The sequence below is a fragment of the Clostridium thermobutyricum genome, assembly GCF_000371465.1.
GTDB classification, from domain to species: domain Bacteria; phylum Bacillota; class Clostridia; order Clostridiales; family Clostridiaceae; genus Clostridium; species Clostridium thermobutyricum.
In genome coordinates, this window is record NZ_KB850956.1 from 708950 (window position 1) to 732177 (window position 23228).

Genomic DNA, 23228 nt, shown 5'->3' on the forward strand with positions numbered 1-23228 from the left:
ATTTTAATATCTTCTTCTATAATTTGAATAAGAAGAATAACGGCTTCTTCTTGAACGTCTCTTATTTATTGTTCTAATAATAAATAAAATTATTAAAACTATTAAAGCTATACCCACAAGTACACCTAAGTAAACAAATATGTTAGCTTTAATTAAATCAAATTTAGATATACCAATTGACCCTTTAACTGTTGTTTTATATTGACCAGAAACAAGAGTTAAATCTAAACTATCCTTTGAAGATGCCTTCCAAGCACTGTCCCCGTTGCTATTGAAAGTTATGTCAGTATGGTTTTTGTTAAATTTATTATTGTACATCATAACATCTTGGTCTACAGTAACTGGTACAGTTATTTCTTTAGTAGGACCAAAGAATCCAAAAAGTTTATACTTTAAAGTTACATCTTTAATAGATTGTCCGGACTTAATAAATACTTCAGGCTTTGCAGAATAACTATAGTTCATCATAGCTTCCATATCTTTGTATCTATTATCTGGGGTATGCATATCATTAGAGAATAATATTATCCCTAAAATTTCTCTACCATCTCTATTGTAAACACTAGCTAAACAGTTTCCAGCATCATTAGTTGTACCAGTTTTTCCAGCAATATTCCCATCTTTTCCAAGAAGTTCATTTCTGTTAACTAAATCAACTCTTTTGCCATTAATCATTATGCTAGAATTTTTTGTTTCCATAGTTTCCTTTACCCATGGATTGGCAAATGCCGCTTTTAAAAGAATTGCTAAATCGTATGCTGTAGTATAATGGTCAGCATCTTGAAGACCATTAGCAGTTACGAAATGTGTATCTTTCATACCTAATTTCTTAGCTTCTTCATTCATCATATTAGCAAAGTTTTTAGAATTTCCCCCAACATAATCAGCTATCATATATGCTGCATCGTTTGCAGAAAACATAAGTAATGCTTTCATAACATCCTCACCAGACATTTTTTGACCAACAGTAATACTAACTCCAGGCCAATTTGAATGTAATGAGTAAGGTGGTTGAATTGAAGCTTCTTTAGTAAAAGTAATTTCATCTGTTTTATTAGCATGTTCTGCAAAAAGTAATGCAGTCATAAGCTTAGTTAAGCTTGCAGGATAAGCTTTTGCATCAGCATTTTTTGAATAAATAACTTCCCCTGTTTTTAAGTCCATGCTTATTGCATATTTAGCTGATAAATTTGGACCTACATCATTAGTTGTAGTTTCAGTTGATATTTTTGTAGGAGTATCAGCATTAGCAATATTAGAAAAAGGTAGGAAAAATGATAGCATAAAAATTAAAGCTATCGTTTTAATAAGCAAATTCTTTTTTGAAAAAAAATTTGTTTTCGTCAAAGCAATCTCTCCATCTCATTTAATTTTATTTGGGACATATATAAAATGAGTATAACATTTAAAAAGTACAATAACAATAACGAAAAAATAATATAATTATTACAATTTATTAATAAAATTTATCATTTTAGGCAAACTAAAGACAGAGAGGGTGGTATTTTGAAAAAATTATATAAGTTTTTATTCGTTTTGGCAATTTTGCCATTAATTTTAACATTATTTAATAATATAACTGCATTTGGAGGTGAAATAAAAAAGACAGTTTATTTAACATTTGATGATGGACCATCAAAAAATAATACAGCAAGTGTATTGAATATATTAAATAAAAATGGAGTAAAAGGAAGTTTCTTTGTTGTAGGGCAAAATGCAATTAAATATAAAGAGAATTTAAAGAATTTACAAAAGAGTGGTATGGGAATTTATCCTCATTGTAATGTTCATACTTATTCTCAAATTTATAAAAATAAAGATGCTTATTTTTATGATTTAAATTGTTGCAAAGATAATTTGAAAAATATATTAGGTAATGATTATGATTTTAAATTTGTAAGATTACCAGGTGGAGCAACAAATGAAGTTTCAAATTTTAATATTAAGAATTCCATTTTAAAAGAACTTGATTATAAAGGAATAAATTATATTGATTGGAATGTTGATTCAGGAGATGCAGAAGCTGTTAGTGTATCAACAAACAAATTAAAAAGTAATTTTAAAAAAAATTGTGGAAAATACAAAGTAGAAGTAGTACTTATGCATGATACAGATGCTAAAGATTCAACAGTTATGTCTCTTCAAGATTTAATAAATATATATAAGAGTAAAGGTTATGAATTCAAAACTTTAGACCAAATAACTGAAGATGAAATAGATTATTTAATACATACAAAAGTAGTAAATAGAGTTTATAAAGAAAAAAAGTAGATTAAAAATCTACTTTTTTTCTTTAAATCTATTTATTATATATTCTTTAGCTTTTAATTCTAAAGTATCATCAAGTTTTTCTAATTTTACTTCACCATATTTTTTTTCTAAAGCTAATGAAAGAATTTTATCTGCTAATTCAGGATTTTTTGAAAGTAATGATCCATGGAAATAAGTACAGAAAGTATTTTTATAAATACATCCTTCATACCCATCAGAACCATTATTACCATAACCTTCAACACATTTACCTAATGGTTTTAAATCATTTATATATGTTCTACCAGAATGATTTTCAAAACCTACATAAGTTTGATCAAATTCTTCGTTATATATAACTGTATTTCCAATAAATCTAGTGTCTCCACCTTCTGTGTAAATATTTAATATTCCAAGGCCTTCTAGCTTTTCACCATTAGGAGCTCTATAATAGTTTCCAAGTAATTGATATCCTCCACAAATAGCAAGAAGTACTTTTCCATTTTCAACATATCTTTTAAGCTCTTCTTTTTTTGAGGATTTTAAGTCATCAGAAACTATAGATTGTTCATAGTCTTGACCTCCTCCAAAGAACACAATATCAAAATTATCAGCGTTAAAATCATCATTGATAGAAGTGTTTATTATATTTACTTTTATTCCACGTCTTTCAGCTCTTTGTTTAAGAATAAGTATATTTCCTACATCTCCATAAACATTTAAAAGATCAGGATAAAGATGACAAATATTAATTTCCATATAATCTTCTCCTTACCAAAGTTTTTGAATGTATCCCTTTGAGTGAAGATACTTTCTATAATTTATCATAGCAGTATAAGTTGCAAGAATATAGAAGTTATTATCTTTAGAAGCTTTAATCATTTCAGTAAGTTTTTCATAATCAGCTTCAATTTTAAAGTTTTCTTCATTTAAACCAGCAATTTTAAGTCTTACTGCCATATCATACATTCTCATTCCAGAAATAAATACATCATTTATAGGTAGAGTATTAAGTTTTTCAAAGTCAACATCCCAAATCCAAGAAACATCTCTACCATCTGCATAGTTATCATTTAGCATGAAAAGACATGAGAAATCTTTTTTGTTTAAGCAAAGAGTATCAAGTGCTTGATTATATCCAGCAGGATTCTTAACAAGTATAATTTTAGCTTGTTTATCTTCAATATTTATAACTTCTTGTCTACCAAAGCTAGAATCTTGTTTACTTAAAGATTTTAGGATAGCTTCAGTTGGCATACCTAATTCTTTAGCCATAGAATATGCACAAAGCCCATTATAAATATTATAAACACCAGCTTGGCTTATTTTAACAATATCTTCGTTAATCATAACCTCTGAACTATCGGTTTCTAAGTTTAATATTTCTTTTACTGAATATTTAAGTGGACTACGTTTATATCCGCAACTAGGACAATAAAAATCTCCAAGATGGTTATAAGTTATGTAGTTATATTCATAAGGAGCTTTACAAAACTTACAGAACTTAGCATCTGCATTTACATCAAGTTTAACTCCCTCTTTTACAGGAACAGAAAATCCATAGAATGAAGTTTCGTTAGGAATATCTAAATTTCCTAAAAGAGATTCATCACCATTTAAAATAAGTTTTGTTTTTGGAGTTTTTACTATACCTTCCATTATTTTTGAAAGAGTTGTATAAACTTCACCATATCTATCTAATTGATCACGGAATAGGTTAGTGATAGTAAGAAGTTCTGGCTTTATATGTTCAGTTATGAATTTAACATTGGCTTCATCAACCTCAATTATTGCAAAAGCTCTTTTATTTGATTTACCAAATTTAAAATTGTCAACAAAACAAGCAACTATTCCGGCATACATATTAGCACCAGTATTATTAGTAATAACTCTACAACCACTTTCTTTTAATATGTTATAAATCATACTAGTTGTAGTAGTTTTTCCGTTAGTTCCTGTAATAAGTACAACTTTATAATCTTTAGCTACAGTTTTTAATATTTTTTTATCAAGTTTTAAAGCAACTCTTCCAGGAAAAGTACTTCCACCTTTTAAAAAGTTCTTTGATAGGAAAAGAACTAATTTACCTGCAAGTATGCTTATAATAGATTTTATATTAATAATATTCACCGTCCTTACTTTAATAAGTATTACCATTAATAATAAAAAAATATGTTTATTTTTTTAAAATCTAAATATATATTAACTCTTATGTATATAGATTTCAATTAAAATAAACATTAAAAACTTATTAAGTGTAGAATTATTAACAAAATTTTGATAATATGAATAATATAAGGAGAAAATAGGGGGAGTTATGAGTAATTTTATAGAGGGTTATAAAAATCTTATTAAGAAAAAGCCGTATTTAGAAAGTGTATTTACAATATCAGGAGTATGTATATTTGCATTTTTAACTGCTTATATATGTAAAGTTTATTCTACAGAGGATGTAAAGGATACAAATTTAGTATTAAATGAAGAAGAAAGAAATTATTATGAAGGAAATTACGATGAAGCAATAAAAGAATTAAAGAAGAAAGAAGAAAAAGAAGATTGGCCAATTTCACTTATGAAACAAAGTAAAATTCAAGCAGTGAAAGGAGATATATTAGAGTCTAATTCTTTAGCTGAAAAGGCGTATATTCAAAGTAGAATTTCATTAGATGAAAATAGAAAATTAAAAAACAAAGAGGAAGTAGCTAAACTGCTTAATGACATAAGCTTTACATATATTATGAATGGTGAAGTTTCAAGAGGAATAGAATTTGGAGAATTACTTTTAGATGAATATAGTGATAATGAAAATTTGAAAAAAACTCTTGCAACAGCTTATTTGGCTAATGGAGAGTATGAAAAAGCTATAGAAATTTTAAATTCAATAGATATAAATAAAAAAGATAGTTATGAATTAAGTGAACTTGGGGAATTATACTTAATTTCAGGAGATTATAAAAGGGCTATTGAATTATTAAAAATAGCATATAAAGAAGATAATACTAATGTAAATATTTTAGCTATATTAAAGGAACATAGTGAAAATAAAAATTTAAGAGATTTTTTAGAAGAAAATGAAAAGGATAGTATAAATAATATATTTTTAGCACAAATAAATTTATATGATGAAAAGCTACATGATGATTCAATAATTAGAATAAATAAAATAGAAGATGAATCTCTTTTAAAGAAAGTATTAGAGTTGCAAGTAAGTGAAAAAGATTCTGATGAAGGTAGAAGTAGTATCTTGCTAAAAGAGATAGAAGAAGAGTACAATGAAACTTATGGTGGTGCATATGTTCTTTCAAGAATGAATATAAAAAATGGAAATATAGAAGATGGAATTCATTATGGAAATAAGACAATAGAATTTAATGAAAATTTTGGAAAAGCATATGGTGTTTTATTTTCAGAGGCTCTTAAAAATAGTGATAATATAGCAGATTCTATAGGAACTTATTTAAGAGAAGGGCTAGAAAAAAGTCCGTATAGTGTTCAATTAATAAAAGAAATAGCTAATTATTATAAAGAAAAAGGAGAACTTTTAATTAGTTATAATTACTATAAAATTGCGAGTAAATTAGAACCTTATAATGCTAGTAATCACATAAATAAATCTATATTAGAAGCCAATCTTGAAGATGTTTCTGTAGCAAAAAATACAATAGAAGATGCAATAAATATAGATAAAGAAAATAGTGATTTATATAATTTCTTAGGAGTAATTTATTTAGAAACTGAAAATAGTGAGGAAGCTATAAAAAATATTAGAAAAGCATATGAATTAAATAATGATAATATAAAAGCATTAAATAATGCTGCTGTTTATTATACTAGATATGAAAAAAATATATTTAGAGCAAAAGAAAATATTGATTCAGCAAAAGATATGATAAATGACAATGTTGAATTAAAATTAAAAGAAACAATACTTAAAAATCAATCTCTTATAAATAAAACATATGAAGAAGTACAAAATTCAGATAGTGATAATTTTGAAATTGAAAATTTAGAACTATTAATATAATTTTAGCTTAAAAATAACAAAAAATATTCGAAAAAATAATATAGTTAATGGTAGAGATTGTTAAACAGTTAAAGAAGAGGAGTGTATAGTAATGTATCCAATAAGATTTGAAAACTTATACTATGATAAAATCTGGGGGGGAAGAGATTTTGAAAATTTTAGAGATAATGTTCCAGATGGACTTATAGGAGAAAGTTGGGATATTGCATGTCATAGAAACGGTACTGGTGTTATAGAAAATGGAAGACTTAAAGGAATGAAATTTGATGAGCTTATTTATAAATATGGCAAAGAAGTTTTAGGTGACAAATTAAATACAGGAAAATTTCCTTTATTAATAAAGCTTATAAATTCAAATGATAAGTTATCAGTACAAGTTCATCCAGATAATGAATACGCAGTGAAAGATAATGATTTAGGAAAAACTGAAGCATGGTATGTTGTAGATGCAAAAGAGGATGCAACATTAATTGTTGGTACTAAAGATTGTGATAAAAAAATTTTTGAACAAGCATTAAAAGATGGAAATTTAAGTCCATATCTAAATAAGATAAATGTAAAAAAAGGCGATATGTTTTATGTAAAAAGTGGATTAGTTCATGCTATATGTGAAGGTGTAGTAATAGCTGAAATTCAACAAAATAGTGATACTACTTATAGAGTATATGATTATAATAGAGGAAGAGAAATCCATGTAGAAAAAGCATTAGATGTTATAGACTTTAATTTAAAAAGTGAAAATATTAAAGGTATTACTATTCATAAAGAAGGATATGATAAAACTATTCTTTGTTTAGGAGAATTTTTCACAATTCAAAAATATGAAATAGATAAAGAAGTAATTGAAGAAAGTGATAGAAATAGATTCTTTTTATTTACATGTGTAGACGGTGCTGGAGTAGTAGAAGGAAATGGAGAAGTTTTAAATATTAAAAAAGGTGATAGTTTCTTGATACCTGCTTATTTAGGAGAGTATAAATTAAAAGGAAAATTTACTTTACTAAAAAGTTATGTACCAGATATAGAAGAAGAAAAAAATAAAATTTTAAATGAAGTTATAAAGTAAAAAATAGGGCTATTTAATAATAGCCCTATTTTTATAAAAACTTTATTGGGGGATGAGAAAATATGAGAAAAAAAATAAGGAAGATATGTTTAGTAGTAATCATTCTAGCATTAGGAGTTATATATTTTAATAGTTTTGAAGATAAGAAAGGAATTAAGGTTACTAAATTTGATAATTTATATAATGAAGAAAGCATAAAAATATTTTATGAGCATATAAGAGATAAAACAAAAATTAATGAGAAAATAACTAAATTAGAAGAAACTTATTCTGTAAAAGAGATTAGTAATAAGGAAGATGATGAATTAGATAAAATATTAAAAACAACAGATATATTAAAAAATATTGGTGATTGTGATGATATTGAGGAAACAAAATATTTAAATGGATATGATATTTTAACTAATAAGTCTGCAAATAAAAGAAAAATATCTAAAAGGGATTCAGCAATAATTCAAAGAGATTTGATTTTAGCATTAGGATATGAAAGTAGAATAGGAATATTTAAAAAAGAAAAACCTCAATTTGAAAAAAATCCAGAATATTATGTAGTCGAATATTGGAGTCCCGAGTTTAATAAATGGATACTTATTGATTTTGAGAAAAGAGGATATTTGAAAAAGGGTGATAAGCCTTTAGGAGCTATAGAGCTTTTAGAGGAAAAGGGAAAAGATTATCATTTTTATGGTAATTATAAAAGTAAAGATTATAAAAGAGATATAAAAGAATATCTTTCTTCTTATACTATTCCAATAGATAATACAGTAGAAAGAAAAGAGAGTAATTGTTTTATAACATATATTAAAAGTAATAAAGACATAGATTTACTTTCAAAAGGAGAATATTTACCACCTACAATATTTACTGAAAACGGATTTTTATATGAGAAATCACCATGGAATGAATATAAAAAAGATGACAAGAATACTTATATAATTCTTATGAAAAAAGCTTTGGATGAAGATGATAAAAATCTTACAAAAGAAGAATTAGATATAGAAAAAAATAAATTTATTCTTGGTTCATTTAAGAATGGAAAAGTGATTAAAAAATATAAATTAAAGTTAGATGATGGTGAATTTAAAGATATAAATGATTCATATACAGAAATAATTTTAAAAAAAGGATTAAATAAAATTCAAATTTCAGAAAATGGAAAAGATATAAATTCAACAATAGAAATAAATAGAGAAAAATAAATATTAAATTAATAAAAATAATTTGAAATTTTATTTAATATAGACAAGATTTTGTTCAAGAATTATAATTTAATAGTCAGATAAAAAATTAAGTAGGGGGAAAATAAGTGGGGATAAATTTTATATTAATACTTAAAGCTATTGTAATTGGGATAGTAGAGGGGATGACTGAGTTTGTTCCTGTATCATCTACTGGACATATGATATTAGCAGGAAGCCTTATAGATTTTAGAGGAGAATTTGCTGATATGTTTACAGTAGTAATACAATTAGGGGCAATACTTGCAGTTGTTGTTTTATACTGGAAAAAAATCAGTAGCAGTATAGTAGAATTCTTCAAATATATCTTTACAAAAGGTAGAGAAGGAAAAACAGGTTTTAGATTTGGAATAAATGTGATAGTTGGTTCAATACCAGCAGCATTTGTTGGATTTTTACTTCATGATGCAATAAAAGGACTTTTCAATCCACAGTCTGTTATAGTTGGATTTATAGTTGGTGGTATATTACTTTTAATAATTGAAAATATTTATAGAAAAAAGAAACCAGAAGCAAGAGATATAGATGAAATCACTCCAAAGCAAGCGCTTATAGTAGGAATAGCTCAATGTTTTGCAATGTGGCCAGGAATGTCAAGAAGTGCATCAACTATTATGGGTGGATGGATTGCAAAATTATCAACTCCAATTGCAGCAGAATTTTCATTTTTCTTAGCAATTCCAGCTATGGTTGGTTCAACAGGATTAGATTTATTTAAATTTGATTTTTCAATAATGAATACTTCTATGTGGATTGCTTTAGCAGTAGGATTTGTAGTAGCATTTATTGTTGCTTTAGTAGTTATGGATAAGTTTGTTTCTTATCTAAAGAAGAAACCAATGCAAGTATTTGCGATTTACAGAATAATAGTTGGTATATTACTTGCAGCTCTTGTATTTGCTAAGATTATAACTTTACCAGCACTTTAATTTATAAATCTAGTTAGTTTATCTAACTAGATTTATTTTTTTATAAAAAAATTAGTAATTAAAGCAATTTATATTTAAAATGAATATTTATAAAACATAAAACATATAATTTTCAAGAAAAAAAGTTATAAGTATTATTAAGAAAACTATTGGAAAATAGTTGTAAAAGTGTTTAGAAAAATAATATTTAAATATAAAGAGTAAAGTAAAAAATAACTTTTATAAAAAGGATAAATATGGTATTATAAAAAGAGAATAAAAATTAAAATTTTTCTAAAATTACCAAATTTTATATGTGGTGAATAGTTAAAATTTTTAAAAACAATTGTCAGAATATTTGAAAAACAGTTGGGTATAAGGGGGAATTGTAGAATGAATAACGGTGTAAAAAAAATTGCACTATTAACTGGAGGTGGAGATTGTCCTGGACTTAATGCGGTAATAAGGGCAGTTACTAGATCTGCTATCTTAAATCATGGATTAGAAGTAATCGGATATAAATTTGGTTATAGAGGTCTTTATAATAATGATTTTGTGAACCTTAATTTAGAAAATGTATCAGGAATACTTCATAGAGGTGGAACTATACTTTATAGTTCAAATAAAGATAATTTATTTGATTATCAAGTTGAAGAAAATGGAGTTAAAGTTAAAAAAGATGTTTCAGATGTCGCAGTTGAAAATCTTAAAAAAGAAGGTGTAGATGTATTAGTAGTAATAGGTGGAGATGGAACACTTACATCAGCTAGAGATTTTTCAAGAAAAGGAATAAAAGTTATAGGAGTTCCTAAAACTATTGATAACGATTTAGCATCAACTGATGTTACATTTGGATTTAATACTGCAATAGATGTTGCAACTGAAGCTTTAGATAGGCTACATACAACTGCAGAATCTCATCATAGAATAATGATATGTGAAGTTATGGGAAGAGGAGCAGGATGGATAGCATTAGAATCAGGTATAGCTGGTTCATCTGACGTAATATTACTTCCGGAAATACCATATGATATTAATAAAATTGTAGATAAAATAAATGAAAGAAAAGAAGAGGGAAAACCATTTACTATAATTACCGTAGCAGAAGGAGCAAAGCCTAAGGATGGAGAAGTAGTGGTATCTAAAATTGTAGAAGATAGCCCAGATCCAATAAGATTAGGTGGAATAGGAAATAAACTTGCAGAAGATTTAGAGAAAATAATAAAAGAAAATGAAGTTAGATGTACAGTTTTAGGACATGTCCAAAGAGGTGGAAATACTTCAACTTATGATAGAATACTTTCAACAAGATATGGAGTTGGAGCAGTAGAATTAATTGAAAAAGGGCTATTTGGAAATATGGTTTGCTTAAAAGGGGATAAATTATCTTATGATAGTTTAGAAAATGTAATTGGTCAAAAAACTAAAAATGTAGAAAAAGATTGTGAACTTGTAAAAACTGCAAAAGCAATAGGAATTTCTTTTGGAGATTAATATCATAATATATAAAAAAGGCAAGATTAAAACTCTTGCCTTTATATAACAAATTTTTTAAATAGTTCAAAATTTCTGAAAATATGTTATAATAAATATAGGACAGATAATTTTTAGAGCTGGAGGGTATTATGAAGGAGATAAAAAAATATTTAGAATCAAGAATTGGTATGTATTCATTCTATTTTGAAGATTTATCTAGTGGCTTCACATATGGATACAATGAAAACGTTCAAATGGTAAGTGCAGGTTGTATGAAATTACCTATTGCAGTTTCACTTATAAAAGATGTTGAAGATGGCAATGTAACTTTTTTAGATAAAGTAAATATAGATGTAGATGATAAAGTTTATGGTACTGGAATTATTCATGAATTTAATTCAAGAGATTATACTATATTTGAATTGTTAGTTGCAATGCTTATACAGAGTGATAATACAGCAGCTAATAAAATAATAGATATAGTAGGTATAGATAAAATAAATAAAGATATAAAAGAAATGGGATTAAAAAATACTGTCTTAAATAGAAAGACGGCTGATGAGCGTAGTAAAGTAGAAATTGAAAACTTTACGTCATCTAAAGATTTAGGAATCATTTGGAAACATCTTTATAATGGAACATTCTTAAATGAGAAAAATAGTACTATGCTTATAGATATATTAAGAAGACAACAAATAAAAAATAAACTTGCTTTATATATTCCAGATGATCTAAAATATGAAATTTCTAGTAAGACTGGAGATAAAAAAGGAGTCGAGAATGATACAGCTTTAATACAATTATCTAAAGGAAATTTTGTATTTACAGTATTGTCCCAAGATATTCCAAACAGCGTATATGGGACAGTTACCTTAGCTAAATGTGGAAAGATGGCTTGGGATAGTATAATGAATAATTGGAATTAAAATATATTTAATTTAAAATAGATACAGATAAAATTATCTGTATCTATTTTTTTTAATAAAAATGTTCTTTAAAAAATTATAATAATAGTTTAAAATAATTAACAGATAGGAGGTAACAAATGAGAAGTTTATTAAGAAAAATAGAAAACTATCCAATAGGTATGTGTGGAACAGCTTTAGGATTCATAACTTTAAGCAATTGTTATGATAATTTAGGATTTACATATATAAAATCAGTAGCATTAATTTTTGCTATAATAGCAATTTATTTAATGGTTTTAAGAGGAATATTTTATCCAAACAAAATTGTAGAAGAACTTAAAAATCCTATAGCAGGAAGCTTCTATCCAACTTTTGATATGACATTGTTTTTAATATCTGCATCTACATATAGTATTTCACCTTTATTAGGAAAAGTACTTTGGATTATATCTGTAGTAGTACATGCAGCCATTTTCCTAATATTCTTAGGTTTTAGAGCAAGAAATTTTAAATTAGAATATTTATTTCCAAGTTGGTTTATTATTTTAGTTGGAATGATAACAGGAACTATTGCAGGAAAAGATATGGGATATCCTACTGTATCAAAAATATTATTTTTAGTAGGACTAGTGCTGTATTTTGTGGCTTGGCCATTTGTACTTTATAGATTATTTAAAAGAAGAGATATTAAAGAAAATGACATGGCTACAATTGGAGTTTTAGCAGCTCCAGCAAGCCTTTGCATATTAGGATATTTTGCTTTAACAGATAATCCTAATATTTATTTATTAGGTGTATTATTTGTAACATCAATTTTTAATTTAATATGTGTATATGTAAAAATGCCACGATGTTTCAATAAAAAATTTGATGGTATATTAGCTGCATTTACTTTCCCTCTTGCAATAAGTAATTTAGCTATTTTAAGAGTAGCGAACTTTGCAGATTTTATGGGATATAGTACATGGGGTGTAATTCTTAGAGGAGCAGGAATTGCAGAATTAGTAATATCAACTGTTGTTATAGCTTATTTAATAATCAATTTTTTAATATTATTTATAAAAGCTATAATTAATAGTAAAAATAATAAAGAAAATTTAAAAACTGAAAATTAATATATAAACAAAATATTGACATATTATGTTTAACATGGTATCCTACAGAAAAGATAAAAAACCTTTAAGTTCATCCGAGAGATGAGTAAGGAAGTTAGATAGAATCTTTTAATGTGGAATTACTACGCCTTCCTTACAAAAGGAAGGCGTTTTTTAATAAAATAAATACCTTTAATTTTAACACTGAGAGGTTAAAAAGGAGTGATAGAAATGTTAATAAACAGACACTTAATTGATCCAATGGATTTTAAAGTGGAAGAACTAGATGAAATATTTAGTTTAGCAGAAAAAATAATAAAAAATCCTAAGAAATATTCTAAAATATGTGATGGCAAAATCTTAGCCACACTTTTCTATGAACCTAGTACAAGAACAAGATTTAGCTTTGAATCAGCTATGATGAGACTTGGAGGAAATGTATTAGGCTTTTCAGAACCAAATTCAAGTTCAGCATCAAAAGGAGAGACTTTAGCAGATACTATAAAGATGGTTTCAATTTACTCAGATGTTATCGCAATGAGACATCCAAAAGAAGGAGCTGCTAGAGTAGCAAGTCTTTATTCAAAAGTTCCAGTAATAAATGCAGGAGATGGAGGGCATCAACATCCCACTCAAACATTAACAGACCTTTTAACTATAAAAAATCTAAAAGGAAATTTAAAAAATAAAACTATAGGATTATGTGGAGATTTAAAATTTGGTAGAACTGTACATTCTCTTATAAAAGCAATGTCTAGATATGAAGGAAATGAATTTATTCTTATATCACCAAAAGAGCTTAAAGTTCCAGATTATATTAAAGAACAAGTTTTAGAAAAAAATAATATAAAATTTAGAGAAGTAGAAGCTTTAGAAGATGTTATAGAAGAATTGGACATACTTTATATGACTAGAATACAAAAAGAAAGATTTTTTAATGAGGAAGAATATTTAAGACTTAAAGATAGTTATATATTAAATATGGAAAAAATGGATAAAGCAAAAAATGACATGATAGTAATGCACCCACTTCCAAGAGTTAATGAAATAGATATGGAAGTAGATAATGATAGTAGAGCTTCATACTTTAAGCAAGCCGAGTTTGGAATGTATGTAAGAATGGCTCTTATATGTAAGCTTTTGGGGGTGGAAGAATGTTAAAAATAACAACTATAAAGAATGGAATTGTAATTGATCACATAAAAGCTGGATGTGGAATGAAAATATTTAATGAATTAGAACTTGAAAAAACAAATCTTAATGTAGCTTTAATAATGAATGTTGAAAGTCTTAGAATGGGTAAAAAAGATATTATAAAAATGGAATTAAAAGAAGGAATAGACTATGACATTCTAGCTATGATATCACCTAATATAACAATAAATGAAATAGAGAATGGAAAGATAAAAAATAAATTCAGACCAGAATTACCTACAAAAGTTATAAATAAAATGAAATGTACAAATATAAATTGCATAACTGTAGATGAGAGATATGTTCCTCAAAGCTTTATATTAGTAGATAAAGAAAAAGGAAATTACAGATGTGAATATTGTGACCATATAAATAGATTATAAGGGGGATTCTTAGGATGAATATATTAATAAAAAATGCTCACTTAATTGATTGCAATCAAAACTTTATTGGAGATTTATATATAGAGAATGGAAAAATAAAAGAGCTTGGAATAGATATAGAAAAAGAAGATGTAAAAACTATAGATGTAAATGGATTAGTTGTAATGCCAAGCTTTATAGATAGTCATGCACATTTTAGGGATCCAGGTTTTACTTATAAAGAAGATATAGAAACAGGATCATTAGCAGCCTTAAAAGGTGGATATACTGGAGTTTGTTTAATGGGAAATACAAAACCTATTTGTTCAAGCAAAGAAGTATTAGATTATGTAAATGAAAAAGCATCAGAATTAGGATTAGTAGATATTCATCAATGTGTAACTATAACTAAGAATTTTGATGGACAAACTATTGAGCATTTAGAATCTTTTGAAAATGATAAGAGAATAAAAGCAATTTCTGATGATGGAGTTGGTGTAGCGGATTCAAAAATAATGATGGATGCTATGAAAATTGCAAAGAAAAATGATTGGGTTGTAATGTCTCATGCGGAAACAAAAGAATTTTCAGGAGTTGATATGAGACTTGCAGAAAATATGATGACATGGAGAGATATAACTCTTGCAAAAGTTACAGGAGCAAAACTTCATATGTGTCATGTAAGTACAAAAGAAGCAATGAAATATATAATAGATGGAAAATGTGATGGGGTAAATGTAACTTGCGAAGTAACACCACATCACATAGCTTTAACAAAAGATATAAATGATTATAGAGTTAATCCACCTATAAGAGAGAGAGAAGATGTAGACTTTCTTTTAAAAGCAATTAAACATGGTGATGTTTATTGTATAGGAACAGATCATGCTCCTCATACAGAAGAAGATAAGAAAAAAGGTGCACCAGGCATGGTTGGACTAGAAACAGCTTTTCCTATATGTTATACAAAGTTAGTTAAAGACGGAGTTATAAGAATTAATAAGTTATCAGAATTAATGTCTAAGAATCCAGCAGAATTACTTAAAATGAATAAAGGAATGCTTAGCATAGGAATGGATGGAGATGTAGTTGTTCTAGATTTAAATAAAAAAGTGAAAATAAATTCAGAAAATTTTAAGTCAAAAGGAAAAAATACACCTTTTGAAGGTATGGAGTTTTTTGGTGAAGTAAAAATGACAATAAAAAATGGTGAAATTTTATATAAAGGATAGGGTTATATATGAGAAGTAGAATTATTGATAAATTATATAAAAGAGTAGAAGAAAGAGGAGTAGTATGTGTAGGACTTGATACTTCGCTAGATTATATTCCAAAATTTATAAAGAATAGTAAATCAGCTAGAGAAGCTATTTTTGAATTTAATAAAGGAATTATAGATGCAACTGAAGATGTTGCAAGCTGTTTTAAAGTGCAAATAGCTTATTATGAAGCATTAGGAATTGAAGGATTATTAGCTTATAGAGATACATTAAAATATCTTAAAGAAAAAGATTTAATAACAATAGCAGATATAAAAAGAGGAGATATTGCTGCAACAGCTAAAATGTATGCAAAAGCTCACTTTGAAGGAGATTTTGAAGCAGACTTTATAACATTAAATCCATATATGGGAATGGATAGTATAGAGCCTTATATATCATATATAGAAAAAGGTGATAAAGGAATATTCAGTCTTGTAAGAACATCTAATGAAGGTGCAAAAGATATTGAATATATAAAAGATAAAGATGGGAAAAATGTATATGATGTTGTAGGAAAAAAAGTTTTAGATTTAGGAATGAAATTTATAGGTGGATGCGGATATACACCAATGGGAGGAGTAATTGGATGTACTCATATAGAAGAAGGAGCAAAAATAAGAGAATATTTAAAAGAAATGTTTTTTTTAATACCTGGGTATGGAGCTCAAGGAGGAAAAGCAGAAGATGTAGCGATGTATCTTAATAATGGAAATGGAGGAGTAGTAAATTCTTCAAGAGGAATACTTCTTGCATATAGAAAAAATGGGGCTGATGAAAAAGACTATGCAAAATGTGCTAGGCAAGAGGCAATAAGAATGAGAGATGAAATAAAAATGGCTGTATTAAACAGGGGGAATTTATAATGAAATTCAAAGAAGTAGAAATATTAAGTAACGAAGAAATACAAAATGGAATATATAAAATGGTTGTAAAAGAAGAAGAAAATATAAAAGCAGGACAATTTTATATGCTTAAATGTAAAAATAAACTTCTTCAAAGACCAATAAGTATATGTGAAAAAGAAGGAGAAAACTTAATATTTTTATATGCAGTGGTAGGAGAAGGAACACGAGATTTCTCAATTATGAAAAAAGGAGAAAAAATTACTTTAACAGGACCTTTAGGAAATGGATTTGATTTAGAATTTAATTTAGATAAAGTTGCTTTAGTTGGAGGAGGAATTGGGATAGCTCCAATGCTTCAAGTTGCAAAAGAGATAAAAAATAAAAATGGTGCTAAACAATTAGATTTATATGCTGGATTTAGAGATGAAGTTTATCTTCTAGATGAATTTAAGGAATATGTAGATGAAATTAATATTTCAACAAATACAGGTAGTGTAGGACATAAAGGATTTGTGACAGATCTTTTAAAACCAGAAGAATATGATTTAGTTTTATGTTGTGGGCCAGAAATAATGATGAAAAAAGTAGTTGAAATATGCAAAGAAAAAGATACTAAAGTTTTTATTTCTATGGAAAAGCATATGGCATGTGGAGTGGGTGCATGTCTAGTATGTACATGTAAAACTAAAGAAGGATTTAAAAGGACTTGTAAAGATGGGCCAGTATTTGATGGAAATTATGTAGAATTTTAAAAGGAGTGGTTAAATGTTAAAGGTAAACATAAATGGAGTAGATTTTAAAAATCCATTAATAGGTGCATCAGGAACTTTTGGATTTGGACAAGAGTACAATAATTTCTATGATGTAAAAATACTTGGAGGAATTTCATCAAAAGGATTAACTATTAATCCTAAAGAAGGAAATGCAGGGATAAGAGTATATGAAACTCCAAGTGGAATGATGAACTCTGTTGGATTACAAAATCCAGGAATAGACCACTTTATAAAATATGAATTGCCAGAAATGAAGAAGTTAGGAACTAATATAATTGCAAATGTTGGTGGAGGAACTATAGAAGATTATGAAATGGCAATTGAAAAATTAAGAGGAACTGATATAGATATGATTGAATTAAACATATCATGTCCAAATGTAAAATCAGGTGGAATGGCTTTTGGAATAAAAAGTGAAGTAGCTTATGAAGTAGTAAGTAAAATAAAAAAAATAGCAGACAAGCCTCTTATGGTAAAACTTTCACCAAATGCAGAAGATATTGTACAAATGGCTATTAAATGTAGAGAAGCAGGAGCAGATTCTTTATCCCTTATAAATACATTAAAAGGAATGGCAATAGATATAAAAAATAGAAAGCCAGTATTTAATAATGTTTATGCAGGACTTTCAGGGCCAGCTATAAAGCCAATAGCATTAAGAATGGTACATGAAGTGTCTAAAGCAGTAGATATACCAGTAATAGGTCTAGGCGGAATTGAAAAATGGGAAGATGCAATAGAATTTATGATGGCTGGAGCTACTGGAATACAAATAGGGACAGTAAATTTTACTAATCCTATGGCTGGTAAAGAAATAATTGAAGGAATTGAAAACTTCTTAATAAAAGAAGGAATAAAAGATATAAATGAAATAATAGGAATTATTTAATAAATAAAATAATTGGAGGGAGCTAAGATGGAAAATTATAAAAAAGAGTTTATAGATTTTATGATTGAGTGTGGAGTATTAACATTTGGAGATTTTGTTACAAAAAGCGGAAGAAAAACTCCATTCTTTGTAAACACGGGAAATTATAAAAAAGGAAGTCAATTAAAAAGACTTGGAGAGTTTTATGCAAAAGCGATAAAAGAAAATTTTGGAGACCAATATGATTTACTTTTTGGACCAGCATATAAAGGAATTCCATTAACAGTAACAACAGCAATAGCTCTTTCAAATCTTTATGATATAGATGTTGATTATTGTTCAAATAGAAAAGAAATAAAAGATCATGGAGATAAAGGAATACTTTTAGGTGGAAAAATAAATGATGGAGATAAAGTTATTATTGTTGAAGATGTAACTACAGCAGGAACTTCAATATATGAGACGATGCCAATTTTAAAAGAACAAGGAGATGTATATGTTAAAGGTCTTATAATCTCTGTGGATAGAATGGAGAGAGGAAAAGGAGAAAAATCTGCTTTATCTGAAATAAGAGAAAAATTTGGATTTAAAACTTGTGCAATAGTTACAATGAAAGAAGTAATAAAGTATCTTTCAGAAAAAGAAATTGATGGTAAGAAAGTATTAGATGAAGAAATATTAAAAAGAATAGATGCCTATTATAAAGAATATGGATCAAAATAAATAGGAATGTTGAAAAAAAATAACAAATTGTAAAAATAAATTTACAATTTGTTATTTTTGTTTTAAAATTGATTTGTGGGACAAAGTGTTTGTTAATGAAAAAAGTTTATGGAAAATAATTCTTTGAATTGAAATTTTTATCAGACACGTTTACTCATAGACTTATTTGTAATATATGGGAGGCGACAATTAATGTTTAAACAATGGGATGGATTTAAGTCAGGTAGCTGGCAAGAAAAAATTGATGTAAGAAACTTTATTCAAAAGAACTATAAAGAATATAAAGGGGACTCAAGTTTCTTAGCACCTATATCAGAAAAAACTTCAAAGGTATGGAAAATTTCAAGCGATTTAATCGTTGAAGAAATAAAAAAAGGTATAATAGATGTTGCTACTGATAAAGTGTCAGGAATCAATAACTATGAACCAGGATACATTGATAAAGATAATGAAGTAATAGTTGGTTTACAAACAGATGCTCCATTAAAAAGAATAGTAAATCCATTTGGTGGAATGAGAATGGTTCATACTTCATTAAAAGAATATGGATATGAATTAGATGAAAATATAGATAAATATTTTAATGCTTATAGAAAAACTCATAACCAAGGAGTTTTTGATGCTTATACTAAAGAAACTAGAGCTGCAAGAAGCGCAGGTCTTTTAACAGGACTTCCAGACGCTTATGGTAGAGGAAGAATCATAGGAGATTATAGAAGAATAGCTCTTTATGGTATAGATTTCTTAGTAGAAGAAAAGAAAAAAGATTTAGATAACTTAACTGGGGATATGCTAGATGAGTTAATAAGATCAAGAGAAGAAGTTAGTGAGCAAATTAGAGCTTTAGCTGAAATTAAAGCCATGGCATTAACTTATGGAATAGATATATCAAAACCGGCTAAAGATGCAAGAGAAGCAGTACAATTTGTTTATTTAGGATATTTAGCAGCAGTAAAAGAAAATAATGGTGCTGCAATGTCATTTGGTAGAACAAGTACTTTCTTAGATATATTCATAGAAAGAGACTTAGAAGCTGGAACTTTAACTGAAAGTGAAGCACAAGAATTAATTGATCAATTAATAATTAAATTAAGACTTGTAAGACATTTAAGAACTCCAGAATATAATGATTTATTTGCAGGAGATCCAACTTGGGTAACTGAATCAATTGGAGGAATGGGGGTTAATGGTAAATCATTAGTTACTAAAAACTCATTTAGATATCTTCATACATTAATTAATTTAGGACCAGCTCCAGAACCAAATATGACAATTCTTTGGTCTCCAAATTTACCAGAAGGATTTAAAACATATTGTGCAGAAATTTCAATTAAGACAGATGCAATCCAATATGAAAATGATGAAGTTATGAGGCCAATATATGGAGATGATTATGCTATAGCTTGTTGTGTTTCAGCAATGCAAGTTGGTAAGCAAATGCAATTCTTTGGAGCTAGAGCAAATCTTGCTAAAGCATTATTATATGCTATAAATGGTGGAGTAGATGAAAAGAAAGGAACTCTTGTTGTTCCAGGAATTGAAAAAATTCAAGATGAAGTTTTAGACTTTGAATCAGTTAGAGCTAACTACAATAAAGTTTTAGAATATGTTGCTAAGCTATATGTAGATACAATGAATGTAATTCACTATATGCATGATAAATATGCTTACGAAGCAGGACAAATGGCTTTACATGATACTAATGTAGGTAGATTAATGGCATTTGGTATTGCTGGACTTTCAGTAGCAGCAGACTCTTTAAGTGCAATCAAGTATGCAAAAGTAACTCCTATAAGAAATGAAGAAGGAATAGCTGTTGATTTTAATATTGAAGGAGATTTCCCTAAATATGGAAATGATGATGATAGAGCAGATGATTTAGCAGTATATTTAACTGAAAAGTTCTCAACAGAGCTTAAAAAACATCCATTATATAGAAATGCTAAACACACATTATCAATATTAACTATAACTTCAAATGTTGTTTATGGTAAGAAAACAGGTTCAACTCCAGATGGTAGAAAAGCAGGAGAACCATTAGCACCAGGTGCTAACCCAATGCATGGAAGAGATGAAAATGGAGCTTTAGCATCATTAAACTCAGTTGCTAAAATTAGATACAATCCAACTTGTGAAGATGGAGTATCAAATACTTTCTCAATTGTTCCAGGAGCTTTAGGTAAAGAAGAAGAAGGAAGAAAAAATAACTTAGTTTCAATTTTAGATGGTTATTTTGTACAAGGTGCACATCACTTAAATGTTAATGTATTTGATAGAGAAACTTTAATTGATGCTATGGATCACCCAGAAAAATATCCACAATTAACTATTAGAGTTTCAGGATATGCAGTTAACTTTAATAGATTAACTAGAAATCAACAATTAGAAGTAATAAGCAGAACTTTCCACGAAAGCTTATAATTATATAAATATCCTCTACCATAAGGTAGAGGATATTTTTAAAATATAGAATTAGGAGGATTTTAAATGTTAAAAGGTAAAATACACTCAATTGAATCAATGGGACTTGTAGATGGACCAGGAATAAGAGTTATAGTGTTTATGCAAGGTTGTGCATTAAGATGTAAATATTGCCATAATCCAGATACATGGGTAACTGAAGGAGGAAAAGAATATACTCCAGAAGAAATAGTAAATAAGATAAAGAGATTTAAAACTTATTTTGAAAGATCTGGTGGAGGAGTTACTTTTTCAGGTGGAGATCCATTAAGACAACCAGAATTTTTAATAGAAGCTTTAAAAAGATGTAAAGAAGAAGGAATACATACATGTTTAGATACTTCAGGTGTTGGTCTTGGAGAGTATGATGAAATTTTAAAATATACAGATTTAGTTCTTTTTGATATAAAACATGTAACTAGAGAAGGATATAAAAATGTAACTTTAATGGAAATGGATGAATCATTGAAATTTATTGAAGCTTTAAATAGAAATAATACAAAAGTTTGGATAAGGCATGTTGTTGTACCTAATCTTACAGATGGAGAAGAACATATATTAGAACTTAAAGAATTTATTAAAAAAATAAATAATGTAGAAAAGATAGAGCTTTTACCATATCATTTACTTGGTGTAAATAAATATACTACTATGGGAATAAAATATCCATTAGAAGGTGTTAAAGGTATGGATAAAGAAAAGATAAAAGAATACGAAGAATTATTAAAATAGGGATTAAGAAAATAAACTTAATCCCTTTAAATTATACTAATATTATATTTCATTTGCTTCTTTTTCTCTTTTTTCTTTTATTTTCTTCGGATCATAGAAGAGAAATATAGAAACAAAAGTTGATATGACTAATCCAGCTAAAATACTATTAGTAAAGCAGTAAAAAACATATGTTAAACATATTATACTAATAATAAAAAACATTGCAGTTTTTTTTTGATAATTCATAAAATTACCTCCCTGTAAACCCTCTTTAATTTAATTATAATTTACTTAAGTGGATATTACAAGAAATAGAAAGTATGAATTACTACTTATAATTTAATTTTTTAGTAAAGTATCCATGAGGAATTATTTTTTTCTTTAACCCTTCTATAACCAAAAGATAAGTAGCAGCTGTATCGAATCTAGCATCATGATAATTTCCACTACCTTCAAATAGTTCATTTGCTTTTTTAGTTATTTGTTCATCAGTTATTCCTAAAAATTTAACTACTTCTTCAAGTTTAGGATTTTTAAAAGTTCCATTTGGTTTTAAAATCTTACATATATCTTTATAGTATCCCATTGTACAGAATGTATCTTTAGGAACATAATCAGCACCCATAGGAAGAAGTTCGCTTTGCATAAATTTTATATCAAAATTTACATTGTGGCCTATTACAAAATCAGCTTCAAAGAAGTCATCCACAAATTCTTGTACTAAATCATCAAAATACATTCCATTTGAAAGCTCATAAAGTTTTTCAAGAGAAAAGCCGTGAACTGCTTCAGCTCCTTCATCCATTTCATCAACTGTAAAAAAGAAATTTTTCCCTTTTGTAGTTTGTGGTTTAGTAGATGTATCTACAGTTATGTAGCTTAATTGACATATATGTCCTGGTCTAATACTAGTTGTTTCTGTATCGAAAAAAAGTAATTTCATTTTATGCCTCCAAAAAAATTTATATTATAATTATACATTAAAATCTACATAATAACAGTAAGAAGATTAATTCTTATTAAATCTGATTAAACTAATAAGAATTAAAGTTGAAAATTAACA

22 protein-coding genes are annotated in these 23228 nt (G+C 27.2%); 17 read left to right on the forward strand and 5 right to left on the reverse strand.

What is annotated here, in order from left to right; all coding sequences use genetic code 11:
• Positions 1–3: 3 nt before the first annotated feature.
• On the reverse strand, positions 4–1347 hold the full coding sequence (locus tag HMPREF1092_RS03165) for a D-alanyl-D-alanine carboxypeptidase family protein (protein ID WP_002597156.1): 1344 nt from the start codon (positions 1345–1347) through the stop codon (positions 4–6).
• A gap of 159 nt (positions 1348–1506) precedes the next feature.
• Here HMPREF1092_RS03165 and HMPREF1092_RS03170 point away from each other — a divergent pair, with 159 nt between their 5' ends.
• On the forward strand, positions 1507–2271 hold the full coding sequence (locus HMPREF1092_RS03170; protein ID WP_002597157.1) for a polysaccharide deacetylase family protein: 765 nt from the start codon (positions 1507–1509) through the stop codon (positions 2269–2271).
• Between the two features lie 9 nt (positions 2272–2280).
• Here the strand turns inward: HMPREF1092_RS03170 and HMPREF1092_RS03175 are convergent, their stop codons facing one another.
• Positions 2281–3009 (reverse strand): type 1 glutamine amidotransferase, encoded by a 729-nt coding sequence (locus HMPREF1092_RS03175; RefSeq protein WP_002597158.1) that lies wholly within the window; start codon positions 3007–3009, stop codon positions 2281–2283.
• Between the two features lie 12 nt (positions 3010–3021).
• Complete coding sequence (locus HMPREF1092_RS03180; RefSeq protein ID WP_040413606.1) at positions 3022–4380, reverse strand: Mur ligase family protein; 1359 nt, start codon at positions 4378–4380, stop codon at positions 3022–3024.
• Positions 4381–4567: 187 nt separating this feature from the next.
• Between HMPREF1092_RS03180 and HMPREF1092_RS03185 the strand changes: the two genes are divergently transcribed.
• The 16 genes from HMPREF1092_RS03185 to pflA all read left to right on the forward strand — a co-directional run bounded on the left by HMPREF1092_RS03185 (position 4568) and on the right by pflA (position 22183).
• Entirely contained in the window at positions 4568–6274 is a 1707-nt protein-coding gene (locus tag HMPREF1092_RS03185; protein ID WP_002597160.1) for a tetratricopeptide repeat protein, read from the forward strand.
• A gap of 91 nt (positions 6275–6365) precedes the next feature.
• On the forward strand, positions 6366–7340 hold the full coding sequence (locus HMPREF1092_RS03190; RefSeq protein ID WP_002597161.1) for a type I phosphomannose isomerase catalytic subunit: 975 nt from the start codon (positions 6366–6368) through the stop codon (positions 7338–7340).
• A gap of 62 nt (positions 7341–7402) precedes the next feature.
• Positions 7403–8539 carry a hypothetical protein gene (locus HMPREF1092_RS03195; RefSeq protein ID WP_002597162.1) on the forward strand — a complete coding sequence of 379 codons (1137 nt, stop codon included), beginning with the start codon at positions 7403–7405 and terminating at the stop codon, positions 8537–8539.
• A gap of 107 nt (positions 8540–8646) precedes the next feature.
• The gene (locus tag HMPREF1092_RS03200; protein WP_002597163.1) at positions 8647–9507 is read left to right on the forward strand and encodes an undecaprenyl-diphosphate phosphatase; all 861 of its coding nucleotides are present in this window, start codon (positions 8647–8649) and stop codon (positions 9505–9507) included.
• Between the two features lie 372 nt (positions 9508–9879).
• On the forward strand, positions 9880–10980 hold the full coding sequence (locus HMPREF1092_RS03205; RefSeq protein WP_002597164.1) for a 6-phosphofructokinase: 1101 nt from the start codon (positions 9880–9882) through the stop codon (positions 10978–10980).
• A gap of 131 nt (positions 10981–11111) precedes the next feature.
• Positions 11112–11888: a serine hydrolase gene (locus tag HMPREF1092_RS03210; protein WP_002597165.1), complete on the forward strand. Its 777-nt coding sequence runs from the start codon at positions 11112–11114 to the stop codon at positions 11886–11888.
• A 119-nt stretch (positions 11889–12007) separates the two neighbouring features.
• On the forward strand, positions 12008–12985 hold the full coding sequence (locus HMPREF1092_RS03215; RefSeq protein ID WP_002597166.1) for a TDT family transporter: 978 nt from the start codon (positions 12008–12010) through the stop codon (positions 12983–12985).
• A gap of 210 nt (positions 12986–13195) precedes the next feature.
• Positions 13196–14125: an aspartate carbamoyltransferase gene (gene pyrB / locus HMPREF1092_RS03220; protein WP_002597167.1), complete on the forward strand. Its 930-nt coding sequence runs from the start codon at positions 13196–13198 to the stop codon at positions 14123–14125.
• Positions 14119–14541 (forward strand): aspartate carbamoyltransferase regulatory subunit, encoded by a 423-nt coding sequence (locus HMPREF1092_RS03225; RefSeq protein ID WP_002597168.1) that lies wholly within the window; start codon positions 14119–14121, stop codon positions 14539–14541. The genes pyrB and HMPREF1092_RS03225 overlap by 7 nt, the downstream gene beginning before the upstream one ends.
• Positions 14542–14555: 14 nt before the next feature.
• Entirely contained in the window at positions 14556–15752 is a 1197-nt protein-coding gene (locus HMPREF1092_RS03230) for a dihydroorotase (protein WP_002597169.1), read from the forward strand.
• Positions 15753–15760: 8 nt separating this feature from the next.
• Positions 15761–16645, forward strand: a complete 885-nt coding sequence (pyrF, locus tag HMPREF1092_RS03235; RefSeq protein WP_002597170.1) for an orotidine-5'-phosphate decarboxylase — start codon at positions 15761–15763, stop codon at positions 16643–16645.
• On the forward strand, positions 16645–17379 hold the full coding sequence (locus HMPREF1092_RS03240; protein WP_002597171.1) for a dihydroorotate dehydrogenase electron transfer subunit: 735 nt from the start codon (positions 16645–16647) through the stop codon (positions 17377–17379). The genes pyrF and HMPREF1092_RS03240 overlap by 1 nt, the downstream gene beginning before the upstream one ends.
• Before the next feature lie 13 nt (positions 17380–17392).
• Positions 17393–18289: a dihydroorotate dehydrogenase gene (locus HMPREF1092_RS03245; RefSeq protein ID WP_002597172.1), complete on the forward strand. Its 897-nt coding sequence runs from the start codon at positions 17393–17395 to the stop codon at positions 18287–18289.
• A gap of 27 nt (positions 18290–18316) precedes the next feature.
• On the forward strand, positions 18317–18991 hold the full coding sequence (pyrE, locus tag HMPREF1092_RS03250) for an orotate phosphoribosyltransferase (protein ID WP_002597173.1): 675 nt from the start codon (positions 18317–18319) through the stop codon (positions 18989–18991).
• A 192-nt stretch (positions 18992–19183) separates the two neighbouring features.
• Complete coding sequence (gene pflB, locus HMPREF1092_RS03255; protein ID WP_002597174.1) at positions 19184–21412, forward strand: formate C-acetyltransferase; 2229 nt, start codon at positions 19184–19186, stop codon at positions 21410–21412.
• A 66-nt stretch (positions 21413–21478) separates the two neighbouring features.
• Positions 21479–22183, forward strand: coding sequence for a pyruvate formate-lyase-activating protein (gene pflA, locus HMPREF1092_RS03260; RefSeq protein WP_002597175.1), 705 nt, complete (start codon positions 21479–21481; stop codon positions 22181–22183).
• Positions 22184–22225: 42 nt separating this feature from the next.
• Here pflA and HMPREF1092_RS03265 read toward each other — a convergent pair whose 3' ends face one another.
• Together HMPREF1092_RS03265 and HMPREF1092_RS03270 are read right to left on the reverse strand one after the other, a co-directional pair.
• Entirely contained in the window at positions 22226–22411 is a 186-nt protein-coding gene (locus HMPREF1092_RS03265; RefSeq protein WP_002597176.1) for a hypothetical protein, read from the reverse strand.
• 82 nt (positions 22412–22493) lie between these two features.
• On the reverse strand, positions 22494–23108 hold the full coding sequence (locus tag HMPREF1092_RS03270; RefSeq protein WP_002597177.1) for a 3'-5' exonuclease: 615 nt from the start codon (positions 23106–23108) through the stop codon (positions 22494–22496).
• Between the last annotated feature and the right edge of the window lie 120 nt (positions 23109–23228).